General features: G+C 58.7%; 9 protein-coding genes. 4 read left to right on the top strand and 5 right to left on the bottom strand.

Annotation, left to right across the window (positions count from 1 at the left end):
* The first annotated feature begins 383 nt into the window (after nt 1-383).
* Both QYS60_RS20125 and QYS60_RS20120 read left to right on the top strand, forming a co-directional pair.
* Nucleotides 384-1,124 (top strand): hypothetical protein, encoded by a 741-nt coding sequence (locus tag QYS60_RS20125; protein WP_371384092.1) that lies wholly within the window; start codon nt 384-386, stop codon nt 1,122-1,124.
* Between the two features lie 95 nt (nt 1,125-1,219).
* Nucleotides 1,220-3,406 carry a hypothetical protein gene (locus QYS60_RS20120; protein WP_371384090.1) on the top strand — a complete coding sequence of 729 codons (2,187 nt, stop codon included), beginning with the start codon at nt 1,220-1,222 and terminating at the stop codon, nt 3,404-3,406.
* A 241-nt stretch (nt 3,407-3,647) separates the two neighbouring features.
* Here the strand turns inward: QYS60_RS20120 and QYS60_RS20115 are convergent, their stop codons facing one another.
* The 5 genes from QYS60_RS20115 to QYS60_RS20095 are packed head-to-tail and all read right to left on the bottom strand — an operon-like array spanning nt 3,648 to nt 10,546.
* The gene (locus QYS60_RS20115; RefSeq protein WP_371384088.1) at nt 3,648-4,115 is read right to left on the bottom strand and encodes a DNA phosphorothioation-associated protein 4; all 468 of its coding nucleotides are present in this window, start codon (nt 4,113-4,115) and stop codon (nt 3,648-3,650) included.
* Complete coding sequence (locus QYS60_RS20110; RefSeq protein WP_371384086.1) at nt 4,112-6,169, bottom strand: AAA family ATPase; 2,058 nt, start codon at nt 6,167-6,169, stop codon at nt 4,112-4,114. Before QYS60_RS20110 ends, QYS60_RS20115 begins: the two co-directional genes overlap by 4 nt.
* A complete protein-coding gene (locus tag QYS60_RS20105; protein ID WP_371384085.1) occupies nt 6,166-6,330 on the bottom strand; it encodes a hypothetical protein in 165 nt (54 codons plus the stop codon). Before QYS60_RS20105 ends, QYS60_RS20110 begins: the two co-directional genes overlap by 4 nt.
* A 23-nt stretch (nt 6,331-6,353) precedes the next feature.
* Nucleotides 6,354-8,492, bottom strand: coding sequence for a DEAD/DEAH box helicase family protein (locus QYS60_RS20100; RefSeq protein WP_371384083.1), 2,139 nt, complete (start codon nt 8,490-8,492; stop codon nt 6,354-6,356).
* Nucleotides 8,489-10,546, bottom strand: a complete 2,058-nt coding sequence (locus QYS60_RS20095; RefSeq protein ID WP_371384081.1) for a sigma factor-like helix-turn-helix DNA-binding protein — start codon at nt 10,544-10,546, stop codon at nt 8,489-8,491. Before QYS60_RS20095 ends, QYS60_RS20100 begins: the two co-directional genes overlap by 4 nt.
* Nucleotides 10,547-11,369: 823 nt before the next feature.
* On the opposite strand from QYS60_RS20095, the gene QYS60_RS20090 reads away from it, so the two are divergent.
* Together QYS60_RS20090 and rutA are read left to right on the top strand one after the other, a co-directional pair.
* A complete protein-coding gene (locus QYS60_RS20090; RefSeq protein WP_371384079.1) occupies nt 11,370-12,422 on the top strand; it encodes a LacI family DNA-binding transcriptional regulator in 1,053 nt (350 codons plus the stop codon).
* A gap of 127 nt (nt 12,423-12,549) precedes the next feature.
* Nucleotides 12,550-13,635 (top strand): pyrimidine utilization protein A, encoded by a 1,086-nt coding sequence (rutA, locus tag QYS60_RS20085; RefSeq protein ID WP_050034983.1) that lies wholly within the window; start codon nt 12,550-12,552, stop codon nt 13,633-13,635.
* Nucleotides 13,636-13,706 lie beyond the last annotated feature (71 nt).

Below are 13,706 nucleotides of genomic sequence, written 5' to 3'. Positions count from 1 at the left end.
TCACCCAGTTCGAGCATGCAGGCCGTTACTGAGAAAACCTCAACGTAACGGGGGTTCCGCTGGTCAACGTGGTGTCCCTGCCAGCAACCCGGCACACACAACCACGATCGGGGTAACGACCACGGCAGTATGCCTACACGGAATGGCATGTTGGCATTAGGTCGTGACAGTTAGATCCACTAGGGCGTTGCGTGCTGGCTCTGAGGAAAACGAGGTCGTAGGCTCTCGCCCGCTGCTCATGCCCAGCCTCACCGCGTACTCCCATGGGTAGGTGCACGCCCGGCGGTTCGGTATGCGAGGGGCTAGATACCCTGCGCGCACCAGCCTGGGATCGTACGTTACATTCTCCCCCAGCACGATGTTGACCAACATGAGGCGGACCAATGGACAGTTCAGGCGCCGATAGTCCAGAGATTCAAAAGTTCGGGATGTCGGAAGTTGATCGCGTTCCAGAGGGCCCCGGGATATATGCATGGTATGCAAAATTCCGAGCAGGCAAATATGACTGGATGGCTAGACCCGAAAACGGACAAGATGCTGCTATCGAAAGTTTCTTGGACCTGATTCGTCACTACGCTTCGTATTACGAACCCCTGCCCATAAATCTAAAGGGTGCGGCCCCTTACGGTGGACTCTGGAGTGGGTCTCTAGAATTGGACCATGGTGTTCCGCGATCCGTGGTTAGCTCCGCTAAGGGTGATCCTCTAAATGAAATTCTGGAAAAAGACCGCGACGCTCTTGAGGCGGCCATAAGCTCCGAATCCAGTCGTCAAATTCTCGCTGAACTTCTTAGCGGCATTACGCCTGTTTTCTCCGCCCCTTTATATATCGGTGTCGCCGAAAATCTTCAAAGTCGGTTGAAGAAGCATCGCGCAACATACACATCTGGTATCGATTGGTTGGCCGACCATCCTGAAGGAGCCGAAGAGCTTCGTTCGAAGGCGAATTCATTTGGACTCCGCGCAGCGGCCCGTGGGATCGCCATGGAGCATCTAGAAGTATGGGTCATCGATCTGGAGGCCAAGTATGGATCGGAAAATTCGATCGCGGACCTACGCGTGACAGCCAGGTCGGCAGAGTGGCTTCTTCATCGTTTATTCTCGCCAATTCTAGGGAGGCAGTAATGGTTCTACCGTCGTATTCTGTCAGCCAATTTCGGGACCTCGTCCAGGGGACCTGGGGTACGTTTAGTACATCAGCTGGACGAGTCCAGTATATTATGACTAAAGCCCGCCTTGGTGACGATTCGCTTGAGCCTGAGCGGCTACTCACGAAAAGTTTGCGACCCGTTCGTGAGGTAATGGCTGCGGAGGATCTAAATTTCAATCAGCTGCTGCAGCGCGACCTCGATGACCACAGAGTTGCGACAGATCTTGTGAAGTACTTACTAAAGCCAAGATCGACCGGTCCAGCGTTTTTCCCTCCAATCGTTGCTGTTCTCCTGCCTTTCAGGAACAAGCGTCCGTCGAAGTTTCCCCACCTGGAGGATCCCCAGACTATCGAAAGCGGGGGTATGTTCTGGGCGCAACAGGATGCGGGAGATGCATTTCAGGTACGTAGGCTTGTTGATCAAAACGGTAAAGCGCATAGCGTCAATCTGGCGCAATTAAGATGGAACAGCACTGCCGCTCAAATTGTTGTACTGGATGGACAACATCGAGCGATGGCATTGCTTGCTGTCGACCGAACTCTTTCACGTACGTGGCAGGATAACGAAGGCGCCAAGTATCGGTCCTTCTATGAGTCGCAAGTGGAGAGATACCTACGGGAATTCGATCCCAACGGCGACCTTGATCTGAGTCAGATTGAGGTTCCGGTCACCGTCTGTTGGTTCCCAGATAAAACTGGTGCCGAGGCGCAGCCGCATGAAGCAGCCCGTCAGCTCTTTGTCGACGTAAACAAGGAGGCGCGACCTCCGAGTGAGTCGAGGATAATTCTACTGTCCGATGCGGAACTAGTGAACGTCCTTACTCGAAGTCTCTTGAACGAATTGCGCGCGGGACGCGACGATGACCTCCTGCCATTGTATGCGGTTGAATACGACAATCCGGATGTCAACAACAGCCGCCCGGCGCGATGGTCGGTGTTGACGAATATAAACCTCTTGAAAATGGCGGTGACACGCTGTGTTTTTGGCCACCCAAAGTACCTGCGAGATGTTGCGCAGAAATTCGGAGGCGTGGAGAAGAAGGCAGAAAAAGACTCCTTCATGCGAGAGCAATTAGAGGTTGAAAACCTGTTCCCGATGGAAATTTCAGATGGAGATTTTTCATATCGGCGCAGTCAGCTCGGCAACGAAAATTTTCCATTAGGGCATGTTGAACGGCTCAGTGAACAATTTTCCAGTACGTGGGGAGTTGCGATCCTCAACTTGCTTTCGGGTATCGCGCCCTACAAAGCGCATAACAGTGCATTGGTGAGAATGGAGAATGACTGGAGTACCGCAATCGAGCCGTTTGCTTCACTTGCTCGTGATGCGCTTTTTGGTGGGGTAGGAGTGTATTGGACGCTCAAGGACAGCTACGAGCACTTTCGGGAAGAAATACGGCAAGACAAAGCTGCCACGACGCGTAGTAAGAGTGATGACGTAATCAAGGCATGGAACCTTATTGAACGAAAGAAGTCAGACTTCGATGTGTTGCGCTCCAGTGAATATCTGAGTTCGACCGCCGAGATGAAGGTTGAGCGCTCTAAGAAGGCGTTTGAAGTAATGAACACTCATGCCTGCCAGTTGGGATTGGTTCTAGCGCTGGGGTCCCTGTGGGAGCTGAGGAAACAATTCAATCCTGACTGGATTGCGTCGGATCTGCCCAGTTTCTCACGAGACATTGTTCGTGCTTGTAATTCGTATTTCGAGACTTCGCATGCGCAAGGAACGCAATACGATCGAAGGCTAGTTTTCGCTAAGTCTTCCCCTAACCCGATAAATCGCATCTCTAATATGGATACCCCGAGATCGGTTTACTTTAGGTACTTTTGGCTTGAGATAATTTCTTCAAACGAGGGTTGGCCAGCTCTCTCAAGATGGTTCCAGGAGCGCGCGAAGGTCGTGGCTACTGTTGAGCGTGCTCGAGCGCTATATCTTGAGTATTGCGTGGAAGAACGTCTGAAAGTACTGAAGTCGACTGCCCCCACTTTGTCAGGACTGGATTTGAAGGAGCAGGCCAGCGAACTCGCTAAGAAGGACATGCGAACGGCGTTGAACAAATGGTTTCTTACCGCAGCGGAAGAGCTAGATCCGTGGTTTGAGAAAATCGGTCAATCCGGCGACCCTGCAGGAATCCTTTCGGTCGATAAGGATGAGGACGGGGTCCCCGAATCTCTTTCTGAAGTCGACGACTCGGAAGAAACGCAATCAGCAGCCGCGACCCTTGAGGAGCTTTTGGCGGAAGGCGCTGAGGATTGAGGTCTGGCAAGCTGATTCAGGCTCATCTCAGGATGACGTGTGGGTAGAGTAATTCGAAGGCCTCCACTATCCTGCTCCCCGAGCAGGAATGGCTGATCGTTGATCCTAACCGCCTGAGATGCACTGTAACGACTGGTTCCGCCTACAAGGGGACCGTTCTCTGTCGATCTGGAACGGTCCCCTGGGTGCCTCCTCGGATCGTCTCGTTCGTCACGAGGTGGCCAGCGGAGGTTGATTCAATTCACCACGTAACTCCACCAAGTAGGTCTTCGACGGCCATCTCTGTGTGGCGCCGTTCATCCGTTAGTGCGGACGTAACTAAATCCAGGACTACCGTTTCCGCGGGCTGCTTTCGCGTGTTAACAAGTTCCTGTATGTATTCCAGACCACCATTTGCATATTCTTCGAACATCGCGACCCGTTCCTGAAGGCGGGTGTCGTCCATAATCTCAGGGTCATTTCCGAGCTCGTTCGCAGCGATCATGCTAACGAGAGTGTCAGCAAAAGATGGACCCACGAGGGTGTCGTACCTAATCGGATCTCCTGCAACATCGGTGAAAGGGACGCGTCGTCCCTGTGCAAACCCTACCGCCGCTGCGAACAGCAAGATGTCGCGGAACGCCGGAAATTTGGCTTCTTGTTGAAGCTCTCGCATGAGGCCTTCATGTTGGTGGGGGCGGCGAGCTCGAACATCGGCATAAGCGGTCACAGGATTACCTTCAACTCAGTGCGATCGGTGTCGGACGAACGGATGTACGGGTACGACATGCCGTTAATTTCGATGTCGTCGGCGATGTCGCCTTCGGCCGTTGTATGAGTCTCAAGTACTCCCAAGTTGCTGACGTATGGCATCAATTCGGTGATCACCGTGCCCATACCCTGACTCTTGCTCACCAGGACGACGAGCTGAGGTGCCATCTTGGCGAGTGCGCGCGCAACGGCTTCCTGATAGTCCTCATCCAACGAGCCGAATGCGGCGTCCATGACGATGGGGTATGTCCCGGCATCGACGCTCGTTTGTTCCTCGGCGCGGCGCTCCGTCCGGATCTCGCGAGCCAGTTTCGACACAGCGGCAACGAAGCTGAGACTGAGGATCTGGTTTTCTCCGGTAGATTTGGGAACCGGAAGCTCGACTCCGTTCACCGTCTTGTGCAGCGTTAACTCGAAATTCTCTGTCAGGGTTGGCACGTGGCTCTGGTGGGTGATACTGGCGAAAACCTCTTTGAGTTCCTTATCGAGTCGCTTTCGCATATCTGTTGCACGAATCTCTAGAATCTCGATGAGCGCCTTTTTCACTGACTGTACGAGGTCGAGTCGGGCACGTGCCTTGAGCGCAAGTTCATCCGTGACCTCGGCCTTCGATCGCTCGCGCGTCTTTGCTTCGATGTCTTTGGCAAGCCGCTCGATCTCGCCCTTCGCTGAGCCGATCTGCTGTTCTTTGGCACGCATCATGTCGAGTAGCTCGAGATGCTTGCTCTCGAGACCCTGTACGTCCTCATGTCTACTGTCGCGTAGTTTTCCGTCTAGTTCGGACTTTTCGGCGATCAGTCGGTCGACTCGATCATGCTCATCACCGATACGCTTTGCGATCCCTGACAAGTCGCTGCGCAGCGACGCTCGGGTTGACTCCAGTTCGTCGATATTGCCCGAGAGTTTCTGCCATGCAGTCTCAACGGCCTGGAGACCGGCCTGATGCCGCCAATCTTGGACGTGTTTCCACGAGGCGGAGCCCTCGGTGAGTTCGGCTCCGCAAATGCAGGTCTTCTTCGCCAGGAGGTCGTCGACAAATTCGCGCTTGAGTGGAGCAGGAAGCGCCCCACGCCGGTACAAGTCTTCAGCCATCGCTTTTGTATCCCAAGCGAGAGCGTCTGTGAAGGCTAGGAACCCGCGAGTTGCGATGAGAGTCGCCCGGTCGGTCACTGCTGCTTCGTGTGCACGCCGAGCATCAGCGAGCTCTAGTTCTACCTGATCGCGTCGTTGCTGGATTGGAGCGGCATCGGCATTCTCCCGAAGCAGCTCGAGTACCCGTTCGTGTTCTGCACTCAGCGACGCGACTTCACGTTCGAGGAGAACTCGACGTTCTGTGACGTCGCCCTGTCGATCGTTGAGCTCGTCGATCTCTTCTTGGATCCGTCCTGCCCTCTCGCCGCCATACTTGCGAAGGTCTGCCGAGAGCTTACGATCGACCTTCGGTAGGTGGGCGAGGGCACGCTCGACCTGCTCGAGATCGAGAAGGACCTTGATATCGTTTCGAACCTCCGTGTAGGCCTCCTTCTTGACGAGGTTCTCGATTCGCTCACCGTTGAAGAAGAAGAAGCGACTGACTCCTCGCGGCAGGATTGTGTTGATCATCTCCTGGGGCGCACTGATCGCCTCCGACGCCCCATCGGGGGTCGTCGCCCAGAGCTGCACATTGGGGACGGCCGGTTGCTGGTGATCGGATTCCTTGCGGAGCGTGGCTGCACGGAGGAGCCGATAGCTCCGATCCTCATGAGAAAAACTGACTTCGACCGACACGTCGACGGACTCTCCGACCGTGGTCGACCTCCAAACAGCGTCGGTTATGAGGCGTTCCTGCTGCTCCACGTCGTCGGACAGCCCACCATAAAGTGCCCATGTGAATGCATTCAAGAGGGTGGTTTTGCCGGATCCGTTTGCACCGAATATGAGCGTTACCGGCCGAGTACCGTCTGAGTCGAGGCTGAAACTTTGGCGTCCTGCGAACTGGCGAAAATTTTCGAGTGCGATCGACTTAAGCTTCACGGAATGATTCCCTTCACCGCTGCAAGGATGTCATCGGTCGCGTCATACGCGCTCAGATGCAACTTGGCGCGCTCGATCTCCAGAACCCGCTTGAGCAGTGCCCGCTCGTCGTCGGAGAGCGCACCGATCACGTCCTTCTCGGTACGCGTGTTTTCGGTCATCGTTGATCCTTCCAGCATGGCTGCTATAGGTCCATCAAGTGATACTGGTCGCGGAGCGGACGCAATGCATCGAGTGTCTCCCCGTAGTTTTCGGAGAGCTTGCCGAACTCGTTCGCGCGTTCGATCTCCCGAATGAGGAGCGCTCGCTCGACTTCGAAATTGATCGGTGCGCCTGCCTTGGGTACGGCGAGATAGTCGTAGATCTCTGCCCGGTTCTTACCCTCGGCACGGCGAAGCAGGCGTCCACGTCGCTGGACGAACTGTCGAGGGTTGCTACTGCTGGCCAGGAGATAGCCGACCTGGGAGTCGGGTATGTCGACTCCCTCGTCGAGGCATCGCATCGCGACCAGTGCCTGGAGGTCGTCACCGGAGCCAAAACGACGGAGCAGCACCTTACGGTCGGTACGCGAGGTTTGTGAAATGTATTGATGCGCAGATATTCCGAGCTCGTTTCCCGCCATCCTCATGACTTCTACCAACTGATTCGGACCTCGGTCTTGACCCGGTGGGGTCGGGCGTCGTCCCTCCGCACAGTAGATGAGCTGAAACCACGAGTGGCGGTGAGCTTCCAGATCAACGCGCAGTGCTGCGAGCTTGCCGGCCGCGTGGCCGGTCACGCCTGCACGCTCACGCAGTAGGAAACCGAGCGGTGAGTTCGGATCGGCGTCGTCCGGACTGTCACCGGCAGCGATGAACCGGGCTATCTTCGCTGTCAGCTCGGTGTAGAGCTCGGTCTCTTGGTCGTCGAGCTCAACCAGGCGCGGATGGTAGGTGTATCGGCAAAGCGCGCCCATATTGATGGCTTCGCCGAGACCCAGCTCGAAAACGATTGGACCGAAATAGTCGAACAGTGCTTTCGTGCCGATCTCGTCGTGCCACCGCTCGGGCGTCGCGGACAGGCCGAGGCGATAGGTGGCATTGGCAGGTAGGGCGGCGTTGTACCGGGTGGACCCGAGATTGTGCGCTTCGTCAGCAATCACCATCAGTTGTAGAGTGAGCCGGCCCAGGATTTCCTGAAACTTGGGCCCGGAGAACGAGGCATTAGTCGCGATCAGCACGACGACCGGTCGCTGGCCGAGCCGAGCCTGTCCGATCTGGTCCTCAACGCGAGGAACCCATTTGCTGCTGGATTCGTAAACAGGGATCGGTGTGATCCCGAAGGCCTCGACGTCGGTAACCCACTGATCTACGAGATGCTGCAGCGGAGCAAGGATCAGCACGACCAGTGGTTCCTCCCGGTCGCGCAGTGCATTCCCGACGGCAGTCGCAGCAAGAAGAGCGGTCTTGGTCTTTCCCGTACCGGTAGCCATGGCTAGGAAACCGCGGCCCCGATTGCGTAACCATGCCTCGACAGCGGCACGCTGATAATCGCGCGGAAGGAACCCGGGCGGGAGAGTGAGTCGTTTGGGCTTCGGCACCACTTGAGGGCGTTCTTCGAGGACATGCTCCCGATCCGGGAGGGTCGTCGTCGGACGTTCACGTCCGATTTCGATGAGACGCTCCCGAGCGACATCGGGAAACGGTTCGACACTGAGCATCGATGTTCGGTCTGCCCAGAGGTCTTCGAAATCTGACTCGAGCCGAAGTGCACGTGCACCGTCGCTCTCAGTCCAACCGCGGTACACCTCGATGGACTCGAAATTCGCCACGAGACCACCCAGAGTCTCATTGCTGCTGCCGGTGAACGCGACGAGGTCACCGTACTCGTCGCGGAACACACCGATCTTCTCGTGATAGATGCCGATTCTGTCGTCCCGGACCACGAATGCGAGCTTGATGTCGAGATGGCCGTCGGCTATAAGACGACCGACCTGTCCGAGCCCATCCAGAACTCGATCATTCTCGATGCCTTCGAGTTCACGAATCGTTGCGCGCGTAATGACGTCTCGGACTGAGTAGCCATGTGAGATATCTGCGATATCACCTTCGTCGAGATGCGGCGATGCGATGAGTCGCATCGAACCGCCGCGCGCCACGAATCGCTCTATACCGCGCGCATAGAGGGCGAGACTCGTCGAAGTGAAGTACCCAACGGCACGGCTGTACGTTGTGGCCGCACTGAAGGCCGGAACGTAGAAGCGGGCGACGACGTCTTCACGATCGCTGCGATAGCGGTCGTCGAGGTCAAGCGAGCGAAGACCAGAAGTTACTCGGCTCGTCACAGCAGATCCAGAATGTCGTCGACGTTCGCGGATTCGACTTCGGGGTCAGGTAGAGCGGTCTCAACGCTCTCGAGCGAATTACGTGAGGCAAGCAAGAGCTCGGAGATGTCTGTGTCACCACGCTCGCGATACGCACCGATGAGTGAGGAGATTCCGGACGACTCCGGGAGACCGATTGCGGCGCAGAGACTCCTGTAGTTGTCGGAGGGAGTGGACTGCGGCGTCATGCCGACAAGAGCGAGGGCGTCCGCTAGGGGCTCGCCTATCGGTTCGCGTGCTTCCTCGACGGCGAACGTTCTGTCATCGTTGATGATCAGGAATACGTCGGACCCGGCGGCTGTATCACGCTCCAACAAGAAGCGGCGGATCGTGCCGAAACTCGGCTGAACCCCTGTCCAGGCGATCATCTGTTGCCCGAGTGGCGACTCGAGTTGCAGGGTTTGTCCCGGTTGCAAGTCGAGGATCGCAGCGACTGCGGTGGGTGCCACCGATCCGCTTCCTCGGAGGTGATCCTTGGTGACCTTTACCCGCACCGCCCACCCTTCGGGGCGGCGGAACATTCGGCGGGTTTGGTTCGGTGTCTTTCGTACTTCACGAGGACTTGTGGCCAGCTGCACCATCCCATCGTTCGTTTCGAACGGGGCGGAAGAGGCGTACGTGACGACACTGCCGCGGGAGACCGAGTACTTGCTCGTGATCTTGTCGACAAGTGGATCCAGCGCCACGCGTCCACCGTTCTTGGCCAACTCCTCCCTGATCAGAGACCGGATGTCGGAGTACGTGTCCAGACCCCATTCGGTTAGTCCCCATCGGTCGCGGTCGACCCGAGTGAATCGATCGTCCTTTGCCAATGCGGTTCGCAAGGACCGGACACTGCGTTCCACGGTGAATCTGGCGATGATGTCATCGGCGGAGAGCGGCGAGCCCACCACTGAGAGGATCGAAGCCGCATAGTCCTGTACCGACTGTATCCGCGTGAACAAGTGGTCACCATCGATCAGGTAACCGCAGTACTTGAGCCATTCGGCAGTGATCGTCCGCTTGCGCTCCGCTGGTTCGATGTCTATGAAGTCGAGCGATGCCAGCGGTGCTACTCCGTAGCTGTCGACGAACTCTTCGATCTGCGTCGCGGTTGCGGTCCTGGCAGCCTCGACTGTGGGGGAGGCACACCATTCGTCCTCGATCTCGTACGAATCATCGAGACGGTCGAGTACGCGCCAAGCGGGTTGCTGGACAGAATCGACGAGGTTCTTCAACGAAGGAATCTCTTCGAGAAGCGCTGCCAGGGGCAACACGTCGTGAATGGTGCGCTGCGCAGCTTCGGCCAACGACGCCAAGGGGCCAGTGCCGGCGTGACTCAGTTCGGTAAGAAGTGCACTTCGTGCCTTGGATTCGATCTGGCGAACCCTCTCACGCGTCACTCCCAGCGTCGCCCCGATAGTATCGAGAGTGCGTGGTGAGTCGGCGAACATCCGATCGCGAAGAATCCCGACAGCGCGATCGTCGAGCTTCCGGATCGATTCATCCAGGATGCCGGCGGCGTCCAGAGCCCGATCTGCGCCCAGAACGCCCGTGCTGGTTACTACTTCCAGCCGTTTTCTTGCTCGTATAACGTTCTGAGGTGTCCCGATCGGGAGCGTTTGGGTGAACAGCGGCGTGTCGGGAAGGCCTACGAGAGCCAGCCACTCTGCTACTACTCGGAGATCGTCGACGATTGATGCATCGACGACAAGTTCGGTGGATTCCTGAACATCGCTTTGCGCAGGCGCTGTGCGAAGTACATTCTCATCCTCGGCGTCGTTCTCCGGCGCCGCTGCGTCCGCCACGGCCTGATCTGCGAGGATTTGAAGCACAGTGGAAACTGTCGCAGCGCCGAAGTTCTTCCAATCGAGGATCTCTTCGACCGACAGACCCGCGATGTCTTCGACCGTTCGGTACCCCCGCCTGGTGAACATGTTCAACCCTCGTGGCGGAAAGCCCAGGGCGTCCAAAGAAACGCCTGCTCCAGCCGTGGGAAACAACTGGGCGATCGTCCAACGTGAGAGCTGAGACATGGCGATTTCCGCAACTGCCTCGATATGTCGATGACGCTTGGAAACGTTCGGTCCGGAGGCGGGCTGGTTCCACCACGGTCCTAGGGAAGGATCAGCCGTCGACTCGAGCCAAGGAAAGACGTCCAACCACGTTGCTGTATCCGGGTTACCTCCTGACCCCGACACGCTGTTCTCCTCACCCTGGCCACCACTGGTACCTATCCATCGGAACACGACGACCTATGCTCGCGAGCAGGTGGGGTAGCGAACGTCTGGTCAATAGACTTATTCCTTCCACCGCCTGTTTCGTTACGGATGCAGCTAGTCGCAGGTTTTCTGGATGTTTGGTTGCCGGCCGACTGGCGGGCGGCTGACGAAGGCGCCAGAGCTCCACCCGCCGGACTGAGCCAGGTTGCGTACCCTTTCAAGCTGGTGCTTCGTTAGTTGCAGTTGGTGAATCTGCACTGCTCAACGACGGTAAGCGCGGACTTCTACGGTTGCCCCGCTCCCCTTGCCGAGGGTGAGCTCGGTCCGGATGGGGTCGGTGCTGATGTGGGCGGGGAGGGTGTATTCAGCTACCTGCTGTCGCTACTCCCCAATCCGGGCGCCGGGTAAGCGTCTACGACATGGCTTGTCGATGTGTCGCTGCCGCCTTCGAGATGCGGCACCGTAACGGCATCCCCTGGACTCACGGCACCACCGGCTGGGTAGACGAGGTCGGTCAAAGGTAGGACAGTTCAAGTCCCATCTACCGCGAGGCGAACGACCTGCGGAGCGTCGCCTGTCGCGCCGGTGAGCACCGGTGCCCCGTCAGTTACGACCGTCGAATACCTAGAATCCGTTTGTGGGCAACAAGTCGGTCACCAGCTACGACGTCGCGCGCGCCGCAGGCGTGTCGCAGTCGACGGTGTCGCGTGCCCTGCGGGGTGACCCGCGTGTCATCGAGGAGACCCGCGAGCGCATCCAGGCCTTGGCGAAGGAGATGGGGTACGTCCCGCACATCACGGCGCGGAGTCTGATCACGCGGCGGTCGTCGTCGATCGCGGTGGTCAGTGGTGACCTGCGGAATCCGTCGTACCCGACGCTGGTGAACACGCTGCAGGACCGGTTCGCGCAGCACGACTACCGGGTGCTGTTGATGAGCGACCGGACCGAGGGGTCGCTGGAGAAGGACATCCTGGCGCTGCGGGGTGGGCTGGTGGACGGGGTCGTGTTCATCTCTGCGCGGCTGGACTCGCCGATCGTGTCGGAGATGATCGACTGGAAGATCCCGCTGGTGATTCTCAATCGCGACGTCGACGGCAGCCAGGCCGGGCGGGTGGATCGGGTGACGTCGGACAACGTCGGCGGGGGACGTCTCGTCGCGGATCATCTGATCGAGATGGGGCATCGGCGCATCGGGCTGATCTCCGGCCCCCTGGAGAACGCGAGCGTGAAGCTGCGCGAGAGCGGCTTCCGTGAGGGGCTCGAAAGGCACGGTTATCCGCTGGACGAGACGCTCCTCCACCGCGGCGCGGTGGATGCGAAGACCGGTTTCGAGGGCGGCATGGAGCTGCTGAGCCGGCCGGACCGGCCGACGGCGGTGTTCTGCGCGACGGACTACATGGCCTACGGCACCCTCGACGCCACCAAGCGGCTGGGTCTGCTCGTGCCCGACGACGTGTCGATCGTCGGCTACAACGACCTCGACGCGTCGGGCTGGTCGATGTTCGACCTTACGACGGTGCGCCAGCCCCTCGAAGACATGGCCTCGGCGGCCGCCGAATTGCTGCTCGCGCGGATCGACGGCGCGGCGGGCGCGCCGGTACACCGGAACTTCGCCGTGGAATGGGTGCAGCGGGGGAGTGCGGCCCCGGTCGGTCACCTGGAACGTGCGCAGTCCGTCAAAGATCGTTAACCGGGGCAACAAGTCCGTTACCCGTGAGCTCCGATCCGGCAATAACCCCTGCATACATTCGAAGTCATAGCGAGCAGGGCAGTGTTGCCCCACCGCTTCTTCGAATCCCCGCAGCTTCAGGAGCGACATGGAAATCGGCGTCTTCATCCCCATCGGCAACAACGGCTGGCTCATCTCCAAGAGCGCCCCGCAGTACATGCCGTCGTTCGAGCTCAACAAGACGATCGTGCAGAAGGCCGAGAAGCACGGCCTCGACTTCGCCCTGTCGATGATCAAGCTCAAGGGCTTCGGCGGCGAGACCGAGTTCTGGGATCACAACCTCGAGTCGTTCACCCTCATGGCCGGCCTCGCGGCCGTGACCGAGAAGATCAAGCTGTTCGCCTCCACCCCGATCCTCACCCTGCCGCCGGCCATGGTGGCCCGCATGGCGTCGACCATCGACTCGATCGCCCCCGGCCGCTTCGGCGTCAACATCGTGACCGGTTGGGCGCCCAACGAATACACGCAGATGGGTCTGTGGCCGGGCGAGGAGTACTTCGGCTACCGCTACCAGCAGGCCACCGAGTACGTGACCGTCATGCGGCAGTTGTGGGCCGACGGCGTCAGCAACTTCAAGGGCGAGCACTACACGATGGACGAGTGCGTCCTCTCGCCGAGCCCCACCGGCGGCGCCGTGCCGATCGTCGCGGCCGGACAGTCCAAGAGCGGCATGAAATTCGCCTCCGAGATGGCCGACTACAACTTCATCATGGGCACGGGCATCAACACACCCACCGCGATCTCCGATGCCACCGCCACCCTCGTCGAGGCGGCGAACAAGACGGGCCGCGACGTCGGCGCCCTGACGCTGTTCATGATCATCGCCGACGAGACCGACGAAGCGGCACAGGCGAAGTGGCAGGACTACCACGACAACGCCGACCTCGCCGCCCTCGGCTACATGGCCGGCCAGTCCGCCGCAGACGCCACCGCCGACGACGCCTCGACCGCCAAGACCATCTCCCTGCCCGAGGGCGCGGTGAACTTCAACATGGGCACCCTCGTCGGCTCGTACGAGACCGTCGCGAAGATGCTCGACGAGGTCGCCGAGATCGAGGGCATCAAGGGCATCATGCTCACCTTCGACGACTTCGTCGAGGGCATCGAGAACTTCGGCACCCGCATCCAGCCGCTGATGAAGAGCCGCACCACCGTTCAGGCCGAAGCCGCCTGACCCCGAACGGCGGGTGGGGGCGCGTGCACCGATCCGCGCCCCCACCCGCCACCCCACACCCGGAGGTTCCC

It is taken from the genome of Rhodococcus sp. GXMU-t2271, from assembly GCF_041414735.1.
Taxonomy (GTDB): domain Bacteria; phylum Actinomycetota; class Actinomycetes; order Mycobacteriales; family Mycobacteriaceae; genus Rhodococcus; species Rhodococcus indonesiensis.
The sequence above is the reverse complement of the archived record's forward strand: the minus strand, read 5'-3'. Positions and strand labels throughout refer to the sequence as shown.

Excerpts from the sequence above, each read along its gene's own strand:
- rutA (WP_050034983.1), top strand. The coding sequence starts at position 12,550 with ATGGAAATCGGCGTCTTCATCCCCATCGGCAACAACGGCTGGCTCATC.
- QYS60_RS20095 (WP_371384081.1), bottom strand. The coding sequence starts at position 10,546 with ATGTCTCAGCTCTCACGTTGGACGATCGCCCAGTTGTTTCCCACGGCT.
- QYS60_RS20125 (WP_371384092.1), top strand. The coding sequence starts at position 384 with ATGGACAGTTCAGGCGCCGATAGTCCAGAGATTCAAAAGTTCGGGATG.
- QYS60_RS20120 (WP_371384090.1), top strand. The coding sequence starts at position 1,220 with ATGACTAAAGCCCGCCTTGGTGACGATTCGCTTGAGCCTGAGCGGCTA.
- QYS60_RS20105 (WP_371384085.1), bottom strand. The coding sequence starts at position 6,330 with ATGACCGAAAACACGCGTACCGAGAAGGACGTGATCGGTGCGCTCTCC.